Genomic DNA, 15,124 nt, shown 5'->3' with positions numbered 1-15,124 from the left:
CTCGACCGGGGTGACGATCACATCATAGGTTTCGGCGACGGCAATCTGGAATTCGTCGATTTCGACCGGCACGATGTTGAGTCCATCGGCCTGGACGACGGTCATCCTGAGTCCCGGGATGCGGACATTGAAGATCGTCATCGCCGATGCGTTGACGATCCGCAGGCGCACCCGCTCGCCGGGATTGAAGAGCGCGGTCCAATTGTCGCGCGGGCCATGGCCGTTGACGAGGAAGCTGTAGGTCGATCCGTTCACGTCGGCGACATCGGTGGGATCCATGCGCATCTTGCCCCAGTCGATGCGTTCCGCGAGCGGCTGGTCCTTGCCGGCGAGCAGGCCCGAGAGGGTCTGGCGCTGCATGTTGAAATGGCCGGGATTGACCTTCAGCTTGCGGAAGATCGCCTCAGGCGACAGCTGGCTGTGGTCGGAGAGGACGACGACATGCTCGCGGTCGTAGCCGATCGGATCGGCGCCTGCGGGATCGATCACGATCGGGCCATAGTGGCCGAGCTGTTCCTGCAGACCCGAATGGCTGTGATACCAATAGGTCCCCGACTGGACGACCGGAAACTCGTAAACGAATTGCGAGCGCGGTTTGATACCGGGAAAGCTGACGCCGGGAACGCCGTCCATCTGGAAGGGCAGGATCAGTCCATGCCAGTGAATCGAGCTGTCCTCGTCGAGATCGTTGACGACGGTCAGGCGCGCGGTCTGACCCTCCTTGAGGCGGACGAGCGGCGCAGGCACCGTCCCGTTGATCCCGATCGCGCGGCTGATCCTGCCGTCGATCCGCATCGTCTGGCGCGCGATGCGAAGGGTGATGTCATTGCCCGATACCGTAGGGAGCGGGGCGACAATGCCGGGCGACACCGCCTGCGCCCACGCCGGAAACCAGGGTGCGAGCGCGGCCGCGGTCCCTCCGCCCAATGCACCAGCCACGAAACGACGCCTGTCTATCTGCATAAAATTCCCGGTTCTTTCCCTGTCTCAATAGTCATACGCGGCACGCTCGCTCGCCCCTCAACCATTGAAGCGAAAAACCCGGCACGCCGTGCGTCATTCAGTCGGCGTCGCGCGCCGATGTTTCGCCAAGCAGCGTTTTCAACTTCATGCGCGCGCGGTAGAGCCGCGTTTCAACCGTCTTTTCGCTGATCTGCAGCAATTCGGCGGTTTCCGCCTGGCTGAGATCCTCGACGCGGCGAAGAACGATCACCTCGCGCAGGTTGGGGGCGAGGCGCAACATCGCGGCGCGAACGCGCGCGAGCTCGGTGCGATCGGCGGCTTCGGCATCGGGAGCGGGCCCTTCGCCGGCGACGTCGTGGGCGCTTTCGAGCGGGAGCGCGCGCGCAAAGAAGGACCGGACGGCGCGTCGCCGGGCCCAGTCGCGACATTTGTTGAGCGCGATACGGGCTATCCAGGTCTGGAAGGGCCGGTCGGCGTCATAGCGACCAAGCGCCGCGAAGCCCGCGACAAAGGCTTCCTGCGTGAGGTCCATCGCTTCGTCGGGATCGCCGATATTGCTCCGGATCAGGCGGAAGATCGGCTCCTTGTAGCGCCGGAGAAACTCCCGATAGGCGTGCTGCTGTCCGGCGCGCGCAAGCGCGACGAGCTCGCGGTCGCTACAAAACGAGAGGTCGAGGCTCACCGTGCATCGGCGGTCAGCGCCTTGACCACGGTCTTGTCGAACATCGCAGCCTGCTCGCGATCGAGGACGACGCGCATCGCGAACAGATGCTGCAGCGTTTCCTTCTGCAGTTCGCCCATCACGCGGTGCGTCTCGTCGATGGCCTCGGTGACGCGGGGACCATAGCCATGCTCGGCCTCGATCGCCTGCGCGAGCCGGATATTGGCGGCGCGCATATCGAGTTCGAGCGCGTCGCGCCGCAGCGCGAATTTCGCCTCGATGCGGTCGAGCTTCACCTTTTGCGCGGGCGAGAGCTTGAGCTGGCTGTGGAGCAGCGAATGCAATTCGGTTTCGCTTGCGCGCGGGGTCTCGACAATGAGCCGTCCAGCGAGCACGCCGGCAAGGGCGGCGATGAAGGCCACCAGCCCGAAGAGCACCAAACGGCGCGAGGCCATCAACGCGAATCCAGGAGCGTCGACGGAGCCAGCGGGCTGGCCGGGATCAGCGGCGTGATCGGGCTTGCAGCGACGGCGGGCGGGATGACGGCGCTACCGGCGATAAATCCGCCTCCCAGCGAAACAAAGGCTGCGAGCGCCATCATGCGCCGCGTTGCCGATGCTTCGCGCTGCCGCCCGGCGAGCGCGGACAGGACGCGCTCGTCGAGCGTGTCGAGCCCTGCCGGCAACGGCGCTTCATTCAAAATCCGGAGTTCGTCCATCGGCCTTTCTCGCCATCCTTACCCAAGAACATACGCGCACGATCGCAACATCCCTCAGAAATATTCCAACAATGTGGTGCCAAATTTCTGAGGGCCGCGGCGTTGATCTGCGTATTAGCAGGACAGACCCGCAATTGGAGGTTTTTATGTTCAAGTCGTTTCTCCCCTCTGTGACGGCCGCCGCCGCGCTGCTTCTCATGCCGAATGCCGCGAGCGCCCACACCAAGCTCGTCGGTTCCACCCCGGCTGCCAATTCGGCCGTGTCGAAGGTGACGTCGGTGAGTTTGCAGTTCAACGAAAAGGTGGTCGCATCCACGGTGAAAACCGAACTGGTGATGACCGGCATGCCCGGCATGGCCAATCACGCGCCCATGAAGATTCCATCCACCTCGATGATGGGCAAGGATGGCAAATCGACGATGCTGATGGTCAAGCGTGCGCTCGTACCGGGCACCTATAAAGTCAAATGGTCGGCCGCCGGCGCGGATACGCACCGCATGGGCGGCGAATTCAGCTTCACGGTGAAGTAAGCCGGTGAGCGATGCATTGCTGATGGGTGTCAGGTTAGCGCTGTTCGCGAACCTGATGCTTATCGTGGGGCTGGCGACATTCCCACTTCATGCGTCGCGACCCGGCAAAGGAGAGGAGCGCATAGCGGGGCAGGATTTCACAACGCCGCTCCGCTGGCTCTGCACCGCGGGATTGCTGGTCTCAATTGCCGGCATGGTAGTCCTGACCGCCAGCATGCAGGGCGTCGGCCTCTTCGCGATCGACGCCGACATGGTCTATTCCCTTGTGAAAGACAGCGACGCTGGCACGGCATGGCTCGTGCGCATCGCCGCGCTGGTCGGCGCACTGGCAGCGACCTGGTGGCTCCATCGAAAACCGGGCGCGGCCGGATGGTTGATCGCAGGCACGGGCTCGATTGCCCTCGCCACTTTGGTCTGGTCGGGTCATGCCGGGGCAACCGAGGGCCTCGCCGGCACGATCCACCGCGCGAGCGACGCGCTGCACATGATCGCTGCCGCTGTCTGGCTCGGCGCTATCGCCGCCTTCCTGCTGCTCCTCCGGCCCGGAGAGCAGCCCGGCAGGCGCGAAGTTGACGCCACGGCGCGAAGCCTCGACCGGTTCGCGCGCGTCGGTACGATTTGCGTGATCGTCATAGCCTCGACAGGTCTGGTGAACGGGCAGATGATCGTCGGGGTCCAGAATATTGGATCGTCCCTGGCTTCACCCTATGGCCAGATGCTTCTCGCAAAGCTTGTCCTTTTCGCCCTAATGCTCGGCCTCGCGGCAGCGAACCGCTGGCGCCTTACTCCGGCCCTTCGTTCGGCCGTCGACAATCCGGACAAGATCGACGACACCGGACCAGCCAGCGCCTTGGCGGCGATGCGCCGCAGCCTCGCGATCGAAGCCTTGGCCGGGCTTGCCATCCTCGTTCTCGTTGCGTGGTTCGGGATGCTCGAACCCTATGTCGCCCGTTGATCCGGGGCACCCTTCGGCGGCGCAAGCCCTTCGGCTGATCGCCGTCGGACATGAATCTGAGGGCTCGAGCCGTTTCTTGCGTATGGATAGGAGTGGCCTCATTCTGCGGCCGCGAAAAAGGGCGGCGCGCCTCTCCCGGCGGCGCCGGGACAACCACGGGAGCGGCGGCAGTGCACGACCATCAGGATGCAGCTAGTGCCAGCGGGGCCGCTACCGATCCGGTCTGCGGCATGGCCGTTGACCCGGCAACGACGGCGCATGCCACCACGCACGGCGGTGTCCACCACTATTTTTGCAGCGTCGGTTGCCTTGCGAAGTTCGAGGCGGACCCGAATCGCTACGCGCAAAAGGCGGAGCCGGTAACAGCCCAAGCCCCCGAGGGCGCGATCTGGACCTGCCCGATGCATCCCGAAATTCAGCGCCCCGGTCCGGGAAGCTGCCCGATCTGCGGCATGGCGCTCGAACCCGTCATGCCAGCCGCGTTGGATGGTCCCAGCGAAGAATATCGCGACATCCGGCAGCGCTTCTGGATCGGACTTTTGCTCGCACTGCCCGTCCTGGCGCTCGAAATGGGCGGCCACATGACTGGCCTTCATCAATTTGTCGGTCGCCAGACGAACAATTGGATCCAGATGCTGCTCGCGACTCCGGTGGTCTTGTGGGCGGGCTGGCCCTTCTTCGAGCGCGCCTGGCTCTCGATCCGCAACAAGAGCCTCAACATGTTCACCCTCATCGCGATGGGAACGGGGGTAGCCTGGAGCTACAGCATGATCGCGGCGCTAGTGCCGCAGATTTTCCCTGCCGCCTTTCGTGCAGCCGATGGCTCCGTCGCCGTCTATTTCGAGGCGGCAGCGGTCATCACCGTGCTCGTCCTGCTAGGCCAGTTGCTCGAACTTCGAGCGCGCGAGACGACGAGCGGCGCGATCCGCGCGCTCCTCGACCTCACGCCGAAACTGGCCCGCCGTGTCCGCAGCGATGGCAGCGACGAAGAAGTCGCACTGGAGAAGGTTGCGGTCGGAGACGTTCTGCGTGTTCGTCCGGGCGAAAAGATCCCGGTCGACGGAATCGTTCTCGAAGGCCGCGGTGCGGTGGACGAGTCGCTCGTCACGGGCGAGTCGATGCCGGTCACCAAGTCGGCCGGCGCCGCGCTCATCGGCGGGACGATCAACCAGACCGGCGGTCTGCTGATGCGAAGCGAGAAGGTTGGCCGCGACACGATGCTGGCCCGCATCGTGCAGATGGTTGCGGACGCGCAGCGCAGCCGGGCGCCAATCCAGCGCCTTGCCGACACCGTTTCGGGGTGGTTCGTGCCTGGTGTGATCGCGGTTGCGGTCGCTGCGTTCGTCATATGGTCGCTGGTTGGTCCGACGCCGGCGATGGCCTACGGTCTGATCGCGGCGGTCTCGGTGCTGATTATTGCCTGTCCCTGCGCGCTCGGCCTCGCAACGCCGATGTCGATCATGGTGGGCGTGGGACGCGGCGCCGAAGCCGGGGTGCTGATCAAGAATGCCGAAGCGCTCGAGCGGATGGAAAAGGTCGATACGCTCGTCGTCGACAAGACAGGGCCCCTCACCGAAGGCAAGCCCTCTGTCGTCGCCATCGAAATCACCGACGGGTTTGACGAAAGCGAACTGCTTCGTATCGCAGCGAGCCTTGAGCGTAGCAGCGAGCATCCACTGGCGGCCGCGATCGTCAAGGCTGCCGAAGATCGCGGGCTGGTGCTTGTCGAGCCTTCGGGAGTTGATCAGCCGGTGGGCAAGGGCATCGTCGGCGCCGTCGAAGAGAGGGCGGTCGTGCTTGGCAACGCCGCCTTTCTCGAGGAATATGACGTTGACCTCGCCGCGGTGGCTGAAGCCGCCGATCGTCTCCGTGCAGACGGCGCGACCGCGATCTATGTCGCCGTCAACGGCAAGGCAGCTGGTGTCATTGCCATCGCCGACCCGGTTAAGGCGACGACGAGCGAGGCCCTGTCGGCGCTCCGCGAGGCGGGAATCAGGGTCATCATGCTGACCGGCGACAATCGCGTCACGGCCGAAGCGATCGCGCGGCGCCTCGGCATTGCCGATGTCGAGGCGGATGTCCTGCCCGACCAGAAGAGCGCCGTCGTCCAGCGGCTCCGCGACGAGGGGCGGATCGTCGCGATGGCGGGGGACGGGGTCAATGACGCACCCGCTCTCGCCGCCGCCGATGTCGGCATCGCGATGGGATCGGGGACCGACGTCGCCATCGAAAGCGCCGGCGTGACGCTGCTGCGCGGGGACCTCCTCGGCATCGTTCGGGCGCGGCATCTCAGCCATGCGACGATGGCGAACATCCGGCAGAATCTCTTCTTCGCCTTCGCCTATAATGTCGCGGGCATACCCATTGCGGCGGGCGCACTTTATCCGCTGTTCGGGCTGCTGCTCTCGCCGATCATCGCTGCGGCCGCGATGGCGCTCTCCTCGGTCAGCGTGATCGCCAATTCTCTCCGGCTGCGGTTCGTGAAAATCTGACCAAGGGACGTCGCCCGCAAAGATTTGGGTCTGAATGGCGATGGCATGCGGCTGAAGCGGGGGTCGGATGTAACGAGGGCAGAACGGCCTGCGAATAGACGGGAAGCCTCTCGCCCAGAATCGAATTGACGCCCGATTGGACATGAGTGACGAGGGTCATGCAAACCCGTCACTATGACAGGACAGGCCGACGAGATCATGTCCGGCAGACCGTCCGCCAGACAAGATCCCGTCCTGCCCGAGCGGTTATCTGACGGCGGTAACGCGGCAAACCGAGGGCGCCGATCCTGTCTGTCCGACCCGCCGACCGGAGCCGAGCATGACCGAAATCGCCTTCCTGATCCTCGCCCTCGCTTTGCGCGAGCTGGTTCGCACGCTCCCCGCGATCATCTGGGCGATCCGCTGCCCGCGCGATGCGCGCCACTATCGCCTCCCCGGTCTCCACACGAAGTGACCGCGTCGTCGCCCATCTCATTTGGGCCTTGTTCTATGGAAGCCGCGGTCCGCCTCCAGGAAGCTCGCGAGCATGAACGGAATGAGGTCGGCGACGCTCTCCCGGCTGCCATAGGCCGCCTCATAGGCGGCGGCATAATCCTTGAGCAGCGCCTCGAGGTCGGGACGCAAATGGATCGTGAGCTTCACCGGCGTCCGGTCGGGCAATTTGCCGAGCTTGATGTCGACCATCACACCCTCCACGGCTTGAGCACGAGATCCTGATGCACGATCACGCGCAGCGGCCAGCCAGGCCGCACACGAATCGTCGGCGGAATGTCGAGGTGACGCTCGACGAGACGGTCGCCCGCCCGCGCGCCATTCTGCTGCGCCGACTGGCGGAGCGCCCGGACGAGCTCGCTCTCCTCGCCGCCGAGGCTAAGCTCGGTGCCGGCGCCGAGAATAGTCGAAAGCGCGATGCCTTTGAGCAAGGATCCGCTGTGCAGGTCGACAGTGTCGGTAAGCCCCGCCTGCCCCGTCGCGTCGCTCGCGGGCACATCCTCGATCCGGAGCGACGAACCGTCGGGCCAGATGATCCGCTGCCAGATCACGCGGGCGCGGCGCTGCCCGAACGCAGTACGATCGTCGTAACGCCCGACAAGCCGCGCCCCTTGGGGAATCAGCAACACCCGTCCCGTGATACTGTCATGCACATTCTCGGTGACCTGCGCGACAACGAGACCCGGCACGTCGCTGTTGAGGCCGGTGACGAGCGACGCCGCGATCACGCTGCCGCTGCTCAACAGCCAAGGCGACGGCGCGGCGGCGATCCGATGCGGATTGACGTCGACGCCACCTGCGGCCCCAGCCGGAGCACCTCCCGCGGCGGCGACGCCCATCGGTGCCGAAACCGCGTCAACGGCGGTGGCCGGGCCCGCCGCGCCGGGGCCAGCCAATACCGCTGGCGCGCCGCCCGTCCCGGCAAGCTTCATCATTACCCCCGATTGCCGCGCCGCTGCCGCTTCCGCCTCGACCGCCTGCCGGCGGGCTGCGGCGCCGTCATCGGCCGCCCCACCCACCATTCCGGGAGGCAATTCGCCCTCCGCGCGCTGGTGCGCAAGGATCGGACGGCCGAGGTCGCCGGGCAACGGCGGTCCGAGTTCGGGCACCGCGTCGTAGCTGCTGGGAACCTTCGCCAGCGCCTCGGGCGCGCCCCCAGCCTTGCGCGGCCCTTCCTCGTCGAGCGCGATGAGCCGGAAGGTCGCCGGCTTCAGCGCGATCCACGCGGCGCCCGCAATACCGAGCGACGTCGTCACTGCGAGCGCGATGATCAGCTCGCGCCGGAAGCGGACGGCGCGCCGCGGCGTACCGCGCAGCGCGAGCGTCTCGGGATCGACTTTCGGCGCAGCGGGACCCGCCGCCGCCGGATCGGCGGCCTCCGTTCCGGAATCGCCGCGGCTCCCCTGATCGATCGCGGCACTCACTTGCCTTTCCCCTTGCAGCGCGCCTTGCCGATCCGGTCGCTGCTGCAGATGCGGACGACCGTTTGCTTTTTCTCGCCTTGCCGCAGCTCGGCGACGCCAAAAAGGCGGTCGACGACATAGAAGCGGCCCGCGACACGGTAGTTGACCAGTTCGGCGGCGCCATTGTCGCCGACCACGAACAGGGGCGGCGCCACATCGCGCGCGATTGCTCCCGGAAACTCGATGAACACTTGCCGCCCGTCGTCGAAGGCGCGCAGCGGTCGCCAGACCGGATCGTCGCCGCGGATGACATAGGAAAAGTCGAGCGCCGCAGGGTCGAGACCGGCTTCGACCGGTGCACCGCGCGCGGCAGCCGCAGCACCGCGCTCGATCGCGAGCAACGCATCGGCCGGATAGGTCCAACCGACCGATGCCATCGCCGCACGCGCGCCGCTCTCGAGCGCCAGATGATAGACGCGGCGGTCGGTGGTAATCACGAGGTTGGTCTTGAGCCCGGGCGCGAGCGGTTTGATCATGATGTGCGTGCGCCGCAGCGCACCGGCCCCGCTCGCCGTGTCGCCGACCGTCCAGCGCGCGGTGTCGCCCGCCGCGACCGCGATCAGCTCCTCGCCCGGCTGGAGCGCGATATCGGTGACCCGCTCGGGCGCCGCGATCAGCCGGTAGACGCCGCCTTCGGCGAAAGCGTAGATTTGCGCTGCGCCGACAAATCCGTGCGGCGACGGCTCGCGGAGCGCCTCCCGGTTGGCGGCCTCGACGCGCGCCGACGCGTTGGCGGGCGCGGAATGGGCGGCATGCAGGGGCAGAAGCGCGCCGATCAGCGCGGCGCCAAGAAGCATTTTCGTCATGGTATGATCCTCTGCTGGTCGGTGGTCGTCGGGATGTCCTGCGGAGCGCCCGCGGCGGCGTCCTCTCTTGGCGGCGGTGCGGGCACTCGCACCGGCACCCGCGCAGATGGTGTCGCCGCCGCCTCGGCCGTCTCATATTCGCGGCTCCAGTCGATGGCCTCGACGAAGAGGCCCAGCGGGTTCTTGCGCAGCGCCTCGGCCGACTTCGGCGCGCGAACGGCGACGGTCAGCATCGCGGTCCAGCGCGACGCGGAAACAAGGCTGCCGCGCTCGTAAACCCGCTCGGACCATTTGACCTGGAAGCTGCGCTCCGACGCGCGCACGACGCTGACGATCTGGACCGACACCGACCGCGTTCCGACCTGCCCGAAGGGATCGGCCGAGCGCGCATATTCGCTGAGGAAAAGCGCGCCCCGCTCGCTCGCGAAATCATAGGCCGAAAGCCAGTTCTCACGCATGAGCACCGGATCGAGCGAGACCCCGCGCACGTTGCGGATGAACTGGCCGAGCGCCCAGGCGATCTGCGGAACGGTCGGCCGATAAGCTTCCATCGCCGGAGCGACGCTGCGCGCCTCGCCGAGCCGGTCGACCTCGACCACATAGGGAGTGACGCGGCTCTGCACCGACTGCCAGACGAGACCGCCGGCAAGGCCCGCGGACAGGAACAGCCCGCCAAGCGCCATGAGGCGCCAGTTTCGCGCCTGGACGCGCGCCGATCCGATCCGCTCATCCCACACCTGCGCCGCGCGCTGATAGGGGGTCACGGGTTCGGGCGAGCGCCCGTAGCGCTGTACCGATCGTTTGAATCGCATGATCTCAATCCTCCTTTTCGCTGATTTCGGGGTTGGCTCCGCTGCCGCCGCGGTCGCCGCTCGAAAGCGTGTGAACCGCCGCCTGCCGCGCCGACCGGCGCCGCTGGTCGGATTTCATCGCGCTCGCCCAGGCGGGCGTCTCGGGTGCCGGCGCCGAACGCGATGCCGCGGCCTGTCCGCCGCCGGTCGTTCCGGCATTCCAGGCGGCGTAGCGCCCGCGCTCGGCGGCCGCGCCGAGACCGAGACGCTCCGATGCGCCGCGAAGCGCATTGCCTGCCGCGCCCTTCGCGGCCGTTCCAACGCCGGCGAGACCGGCGCCGACCGACGTCGAACCCCGCGTTTCCTGACCAAGCGCATAAGCGGAGCTCGCTGCGCTCCCCATCGCCGTGCCGGCCCGCACGGCACCCAAGGCAGCGCCGCCGCCCGCGCGCGCGGCTGCCATGCCCGCGCCGCCCGCGACGATCATCGTGCCCGCGGCGGCGGCGACGGTCCCGACCGCCGCTCCGGCGCCGAGCTGCGGCGCGCCGGCGACGAGACCCGAGGCGATGCCCGGGCCGAAGATGCCAAGACCAAGGAGCGCGAGCGAGGCCAACGCGAGGGCCATCGCTTCCTCGAAGTCGGGCTCGCTGCCCGCGATTGCTCCCAGAAACTCGGGAAAGAAGCCAGACCCGATGCCCACTATTACGCCGAGCACCATGACCTTGATGCCGGACGAAACGATGCTCCCGAGAACGCGCTCGGCGAGGAAGGCGGTCCGACCCCAGAGCGCAAACGGAACAAGCGCAAATCCGGCAAGGCTGACCAGCTTGAATTCGATGATGGTAATGAAGAGCTGAACGGCGAGAATGAAGAAGGCGAGGATGATGATCACCCAAGCGATGAGGAGCACCATGATCGTCAGGAAATTCTCGAAGAAGTCGATGGGGCCAAGGAGCTCGTCGATCTGGTCGAGGAACGGATAAGCGGCCTCATAACCTGCCGAGGCGAGGCGCCCGGGCTTGAGGAGGTCGTCGGCCGATATCGTGCCGCCCCCCGCCGTCAGTCCAAGGCCGGCAAATGACTGGAATATGATTTCCGCCAGCGTCGAGAAGCTCCCGATTATGAAAGCGAATACACCTACATAGAGAATTTTCTTCAGGAGCTTTGCGATTACGTCATTGTCGCCGCCCATGGCCCAAAACAGCCCGGCGAGCGTAATGTCGATTCCGATAAGAACGCTGGTCAGGAAAGCAACGTCGCCTCCGAGCAGGCCGAAGCCACTGTCTATGTAGCGAATGAACGCGTCCATGAAGCGGTCGATGACATTGAGGTCGTCCATGAGGGAAACTCGTCAAGGAGGGACGGATAGCCGGAAACGGAGCTCCGGCAGGATCCGTGGGGTCCCGCGGGAGCGTACGGGACCCCACGGCGAACGACGCGCGAGGGAGACGGCGCGCGACGCCCGTTCGAGCCGGTCAGCGCGGCTGCGGCGTGTAGGCCTTGCCATCGCCAAGGAAACGCTTGGTGCGAGCACGCGCTTCGGCAGCGCTTTGCGCTGCCCTCGCTCGGTCGAGACTCGCGGCGCGATATTCGGCCGCCATCATGGACTGGAGCTGCAGTTGCTGCTTGGCCGCGAGCGCGAGAAGCTGGTTGGTCGCCTGGGCGACCTGGAGGCTGCCCTCAGCGCCGTTCGAACGTGCCGCGAGGTCGGCAAGGACCTTGGCATCCTCACGCACATTGGCGACGATCTGCGACTGAACGGCCATCGACTGGCGAAAGCTAGCCATCGCCGCGTCGAGCCGCGCCTTGGCGTCGGCGACCTGTCCCGCCCGGTCGCCGAGGCGCAGGTCGCGCGGAAAGAGCGCACCGAGCCGCGCTTCCATCGCGGCGGCGTCGAAACCGATGCTATCGCCCTGCTTCATCAATTCCACGACTTCGAGCAGATTGCCCTTCAGCGCTTCAAGCTCTGGGAAGTCGACGCGCCTCAGATGTTTGTCCATGTTCACAAGCATTTGCGCCTCGTTCTGGAGAGACGTGATCTGCTGGTTGATCTGCTGGAGCGTGCGCGCCGCGGTGAGCAGGTTCTGCGAATAATTGGCGCTGTCGAACACCGGCATCGCGGCCGCAGGCGGGGCAAACGATATGCTAGTCGCGGCCGCCATGCCGAGCATAAATGCAGCATAGAATCTCTTCGTCATCGTCATTCTCCTTCTGTGGTGATCGGGGACTCGGCAGGCGTCGGCGCGGGAAAGCCCGCGAGCAGCTCGGCGGCCCACTCCAGCCCCGAGGCGGCAAGGAAATGCTTCGCGAAATCGGTGCCGCCATGCGCGGCGAGCACCAGCTCGATGCGCGCCTGCGCCAAAGGGCCCGATGCCCCGCACAGCGCCAGCGCCACGGGACCGAGACCGAGCTCGAAGAGCCGGTTTCCGCGCGAAGATTGCAGATAATAGTGACGCTTGGGCACCGCTCTTGCGACGATCTCGATCTGCGCGCTGTTGAGCCCGAAGGCTGCATAGGCCGCCTCGCCTTGCGGCTCGATAGCGCGCTCGTTCGGGAGCAGGATGCGCTGCGGGCAGCTTTCGATGATAGCGGGCGCGATGCTGCTTGCGGCGATGTCTGCGAGGCTCTGCGTCGCGAAGATCACCGACACATTGCGCTTGCGCAGCACCTTTAGCCACTCGCGGATGCGCGCCGCGAACAGTGGATTGTCGAGGAACACCCAAGCTTCGTCGAGGATCAGCAGCGTTGGGCGGCCGTCGAAGCGCGCGTCGAGCCGGTGAAAGAGATAGGTAAGAACCGGCTCGACGATGCTCGCCTGCCCCATCAGCGCCTCGGTCTCGAAACATTCGATATCGCCGAGCGCGAGCCCGTCCTCGGCTGCGTCAAGCAGGCGGCCGTGCGGGCCTTCAAGCGTATAGGCGAGCAAGGCGGTCTTGAGCGCGTTCGACTGGAGCAGGAGCGACAGGCCGGTGAGCGTGCGTTCGGCGGCGGGCGCGGTCGCAAGACTGCCGAGGGCAGACCAGACCGCGTCCTTGACCTCGGGCGTCACGACGATCTTCTCGTGCGCGAGGAGCCCCGCGATCCAGTCCGCCGCCCAGCTCCGCTCGCCTGGCTCGTCGATGCGGGCGAGCGGCTGGAAAGCGAGCCGGCTGTCGCCCGACCCGAGCGCATGATGCTGGCCGCCCATCGCGAGGACGGCGGCACGCGCCGACCAGCCCTTGTCGAAGATGTAGATCTGGGCTTGCCGATAACGGCGGAACTGCATCGCGATGAGCGCGAGCAGCACTGACTTGCCCGCCCCGGTCGGCCCCGCGATCATCATGTGACCGACGTCGCCGACATGGGTCGAGAGCCTGAACGGTGTCGACCCGCCCGTCTCGCCGTGGAGCAGCGGTGGTCCACCGATATGCTCGTTGCGGCGCGGCCCGGCCCAGACCGACGAGAGCGGCACCAGATGCGCGAGATTGAGGCTATGTACCAGCGGCTGGCGGACGTTGGCGTAGAGATGCCCCGGCAGGCTCGAAAGCCATGCCTCCACCGCGTTGACGCCTTCGCGGATCGACGTGAAGCCGAGCCCGTGAACGATCTTCTCGGCGATCCGTAGCTTCTCCTCGGCGCGCGCGCGATCGGGATCGGAGACGGTTATCGTCGCAGTGAAATAGCCGAAGGAGACATGATCGGCGCCGAGCGCCTGCAGCGCCGCGTCGGCGTCAACGACCTTGTTGTCGGCATCGCTGTCGAGGAGCTGCGCCGGCTGATTATACATGACCTCGCGCAGCAGCGCGGTCACCGACTTGCGCTTGTTGAACCATTGGCGGCGGAGCTTCGTCAGCGCCGCCGTTGCCTCGGTCTTGTCGAGCGCGATGAAGCGCGTCGACCAGCGATAGGCGAAATCCTGCCGGTTGAGCGCGTCGAAGAGGCCGGGCCGGCTCGCCGACGGGAAACCGAGCAAGGTCAGCGTGCGCAGATGGTCCGCGCCGAGCATCGGTTCGAGCCCGCCGACAAGCGGCGTGTCCGCCAGGATCGCGTCGAGATAGGCGGGCGTCTCGGGAACGCGGAGCGGGTAGCGCTTCGCCGAGACGGTCTCGTGGAGATAGGTCAGCGTCTCCCGGTCATCGAGCGCGCGGACCTCGGGCATGAAGGAGGCAAGAAGATCGGCGGCGCGGTCGGTCTCGGCGACGAAACCTGCCAGCGCCTGGCGCCAGTCGCGAACGCCGCTTGCCGCCTCGGGCCGCTCGACGAGCGCGCGTCCCGCCTTGTCCGACTGGTCCGCAAGCGGCATCCAGACGAGCGTCAGGTAAAAACGGCTCTCGAAATGCGGCCGCCCGCTCTCCTCGAAGGCGGCGCGGCGCTCGGCGTCGACGAGCCAGGAGGCGGCATCGGGAAAGTCCGAGGCAGGATAGCCCGGCGCGGGCACCCGCGCCGCCTCGAAGAAGAGCGCCCATCCTGACCCGAACCGGCGGAGCATATTGTTGGCGCGCGCTGCGACCCCGACGAGTTCCGCCTCGGTTGCGCTGTCGAGATCGGGACCGCGGAACGCGAAGCTGCGCTGGAACGAGCCGTCCTTGTTGAGCACGACGCCCGGGGCGACGAGCGCCGCCCATGGCAGATGGTCGGCGAGCCGGTCGGCGCGCGCGCGATATTCCCCGAGGTTCAGCACCGGTAATAGCCTTTCTGCTTGAGGTGGCGCGCGAGCACGGGACCGAAGTCGGGGTCGCGCCGCGCCATGAAGACCATCGCGCTATGGCCGAGCACCCACAGCACCAGCCCGGCGATCCACATCTGGAGCCCGAGCCCCATCGCGGCGGCAAGCGTGCCGTTGACGATCGCGAGCCCGCGCGGGGCGCCGCCGAGCAGGATCGGCTCGGCGAGCGCGCGGTGGATCGGCAGCTCGAAGCCTTGCATTTCGCTCATGCGACGAGCGCCCCGCCGCCGAAGCTGAAGAAGGAGAGGAAGAAGCTCGACGCGGCGAAGGCGATCGAGAGGCCGAAGACGATCTGGATCAGTCGGCGGAAGCCGCCCGCGGTCTCGCCGAACGCCAGCGTCAGCCCGGTGGTGATGATGATGATCACCGCGACAATCTTCGCGACCGGCCCCTGCACCGATTCCAGCACCTGCTGGAGAGGCTCCTCCCACGGCATGCCCGAACCCGCCGCGAGCGCACTTCCGTTTGCCGCCAGACCGATCATCATCAGGGCCAGGACCAGCAAGGAAGAAAGAATATTTTGTTGTAAATCAAGGCGCATGGACCTT

17 protein-coding genes are annotated in these 15,124 nt (G+C 66.4%); 4 read left to right on the top strand and 13 right to left on the bottom strand.

The genetic code is table 11. The annotated features are described in order from the left end of the window. The 4 genes from ASD67_RS23825 to ASD67_RS20805 form a co-directional block, all read right to left on the bottom strand. Nucleotides 1-963, bottom strand: a 963-nt coding sequence (locus ASD67_RS23825) for a multicopper oxidase domain-containing protein (RefSeq protein ID WP_235535768.1), incomplete at its 3' end; no start/stop codon positions are given. A gap of 97 nt (nt 964-1,060) precedes the next feature. Further along, complete coding sequence (locus tag ASD67_RS20815) at nt 1,061-1,645, bottom strand: RNA polymerase sigma factor (protein ID WP_056351160.1); 585 nt, start codon at nt 1,643-1,645, stop codon at nt 1,061-1,063. Continuing rightward, on the bottom strand, nt 1,642-2,079 hold the full coding sequence (locus ASD67_RS20810) for a periplasmic heavy metal sensor (RefSeq protein ID WP_056351158.1): 438 nt from the start codon (nt 2,077-2,079) through the stop codon (nt 1,642-1,644). Before ASD67_RS20810 ends, ASD67_RS20815 begins: the two co-directional genes overlap by 4 nt. Continuing rightward, the gene (locus tag ASD67_RS20805; protein WP_056351156.1) at nt 2,079-2,342 is read right to left on the bottom strand and encodes a hypothetical protein; all 264 of its coding nucleotides are present in this window, start codon (nt 2,340-2,342) and stop codon (nt 2,079-2,081) included. The genes ASD67_RS20810 and ASD67_RS20805 overlap by 1 nt, the downstream gene beginning before the upstream one ends. 146 nt (nt 2,343-2,488) lie before the next feature. Here ASD67_RS20805 and copC point away from each other — a divergent pair, with 146 nt between their 5' ends. From copC to ASD67_RS23890, 4 genes are all read left to right on the top strand, one after another. Further along, on the top strand, nt 2,489-2,872 hold the full coding sequence (gene copC / locus ASD67_RS20800) for a copper homeostasis periplasmic binding protein CopC (protein ID WP_056351154.1): 384 nt from the start codon (nt 2,489-2,491) through the stop codon (nt 2,870-2,872). A 4-nt stretch (nt 2,873-2,876) separates the two neighbouring features. Continuing rightward, entirely contained in the window at nt 2,877-3,827 is a 951-nt protein-coding gene (gene copD / locus ASD67_RS20795) for a copper homeostasis membrane protein CopD (RefSeq protein WP_056351152.1), read from the top strand. 170 nt (nt 3,828-3,997) lie between these two features. Then, nucleotides 3,998-6,319 (top strand): heavy metal translocating P-type ATPase, encoded by a 2,322-nt coding sequence (locus ASD67_RS20790; protein ID WP_056351150.1) that lies wholly within the window; start codon nt 3,998-4,000, stop codon nt 6,317-6,319. A gap of 319 nt (nt 6,320-6,638) precedes the next feature. Continuing rightward, nucleotides 6,639-6,773, top strand: coding sequence for a hypothetical protein (locus ASD67_RS23890; RefSeq protein WP_268799275.1), 135 nt, complete (start codon nt 6,639-6,641; stop codon nt 6,771-6,773). A 17-nt stretch (nt 6,774-6,790) separates the two neighbouring features. Here ASD67_RS23890 and ASD67_RS20785 read toward each other — a convergent pair whose 3' ends face one another. The 9 genes from ASD67_RS20785 to ASD67_RS20745 form a co-directional block, all read right to left on the bottom strand. Continuing rightward, on the bottom strand, nt 6,791-7,003 hold the full coding sequence (locus tag ASD67_RS20785) for a DUF2274 domain-containing protein (protein WP_056351149.1): 213 nt from the start codon (nt 7,001-7,003) through the stop codon (nt 6,791-6,793). After that, nucleotides 7,003-8,235 (bottom strand): TrbI/VirB10 family protein, encoded by a 1,233-nt coding sequence (locus ASD67_RS20780; protein WP_235535766.1) that lies wholly within the window; start codon nt 8,233-8,235, stop codon nt 7,003-7,005. The genes ASD67_RS20785 and ASD67_RS20780 overlap by 1 nt, the downstream gene beginning before the upstream one ends. Further along, nucleotides 8,232-9,080 (bottom strand): P-type conjugative transfer protein TrbG, encoded by an 849-nt coding sequence (trbG, locus tag ASD67_RS20775; RefSeq protein WP_056351147.1) that lies wholly within the window; start codon nt 9,078-9,080, stop codon nt 8,232-8,234. Before trbG ends, ASD67_RS20780 begins: the two co-directional genes overlap by 4 nt. Then, nucleotides 9,077-9,892: a conjugal transfer protein TrbF gene (trbF, locus tag ASD67_RS20770; RefSeq protein WP_056351145.1), complete on the bottom strand. Its 816-nt coding sequence runs from the start codon at nt 9,890-9,892 to the stop codon at nt 9,077-9,079. Before trbF ends, trbG begins: the two co-directional genes overlap by 4 nt. Nucleotides 9,893-9,896: 4 nt before the next feature. Further along, nucleotides 9,897-11,210 (bottom strand): P-type conjugative transfer protein TrbL, encoded by a 1,314-nt coding sequence (gene trbL, locus ASD67_RS20765; RefSeq protein WP_056351143.1) that lies wholly within the window; start codon nt 11,208-11,210, stop codon nt 9,897-9,899. A gap of 136 nt (nt 11,211-11,346) precedes the next feature. Beyond that, a complete protein-coding gene (gene trbJ / locus ASD67_RS20760) occupies nt 11,347-12,069 on the bottom strand; it encodes a P-type conjugative transfer protein TrbJ (protein ID WP_056351141.1) in 723 nt (240 codons plus the stop codon). A 2-nt stretch (nt 12,070-12,071) separates the two neighbouring features. Continuing rightward, the gene (trbE, locus tag ASD67_RS20755; protein ID WP_056351139.1) at nt 12,072-14,531 is read right to left on the bottom strand and encodes a conjugal transfer protein TrbE; all 2,460 of its coding nucleotides are present in this window, start codon (nt 14,529-14,531) and stop codon (nt 12,072-12,074) included. Continuing rightward, entirely contained in the window at nt 14,525-14,785 is a 261-nt protein-coding gene (locus ASD67_RS20750; protein ID WP_056351137.1) for a VirB3 family type IV secretion system protein, read from the bottom strand. Before ASD67_RS20750 ends, trbE begins: the two co-directional genes overlap by 7 nt. Further along, complete coding sequence (locus tag ASD67_RS20745; protein ID WP_056351135.1) at nt 14,782-15,117, bottom strand: TrbC/VirB2 family protein; 336 nt, start codon at nt 15,115-15,117, stop codon at nt 14,782-14,784. Before ASD67_RS20745 ends, ASD67_RS20750 begins: the two co-directional genes overlap by 4 nt. Nucleotides 15,118-15,124 lie beyond the last annotated feature (7 nt).

The organism is Sphingopyxis sp. Root1497 (assembly GCF_001427085.1).
Lineage (GTDB): Bacteria > Pseudomonadota > Alphaproteobacteria > Sphingomonadales > Sphingomonadaceae > Sphingopyxis.
Note: the sequence above shows the minus strand (reverse complement) of the source record. Positions and strands in the feature narration are given on the sequence as shown.

Coding starts and splice junctions, on each gene's coding strand:
- ASD67_RS20810 (WP_056351158.1), bottom strand. CDS start 2,079: ATGGCCTCGCGCCGTTTGGTGCTCTTCGGGCTGGTGGCCTTCATCGCC.
- ASD67_RS20805 (WP_056351156.1), bottom strand. CDS start 2,342: ATGGACGAACTCCGGATTTTGAATGAAGCGCCGTTGCCGGCAGGGCTC.
- copC (WP_056351154.1), top strand. CDS start 2,489: ATGTTCAAGTCGTTTCTCCCCTCTGTGACGGCCGCCGCCGCGCTGCTT.
- ASD67_RS23890 (WP_268799275.1), top strand. CDS start 6,639: ATGACCGAAATCGCCTTCCTGATCCTCGCCCTCGCTTTGCGCGAGCTG.
- ASD67_RS20785 (WP_056351149.1), bottom strand. CDS start 7,003: ATGGTCGACATCAAGCTCGGCAAATTGCCCGACCGGACGCCGGTGAAG.
- trbG (WP_056351147.1), bottom strand. CDS start 9,080: ATGACGAAAATGCTTCTTGGCGCCGCGCTGATCGGCGCGCTTCTGCCC.
- trbF (WP_056351145.1), bottom strand. CDS start 9,892: ATGCGATTCAAACGATCGGTACAGCGCTACGGGCGCTCGCCCGAACCC.
- trbL (WP_056351143.1), bottom strand. CDS start 11,210: ATGGACGACCTCAATGTCATCGACCGCTTCATGGACGCGTTCATTCGC.
- trbJ (WP_056351141.1), bottom strand. CDS start 12,069: ATGACGAAGAGATTCTATGCTGCATTTATGCTCGGCATGGCGGCCGCG.
- ASD67_RS20750 (WP_056351137.1), bottom strand. CDS start 14,785: ATGAGCGAAATGCAAGGCTTCGAGCTGCCGATCCACCGCGCGCTCGCC.
- ASD67_RS20745 (WP_056351135.1), bottom strand. CDS start 15,117: ATGCGCCTTGATTTACAACAAAATATTCTTTCTTCCTTGCTGGTCCTG.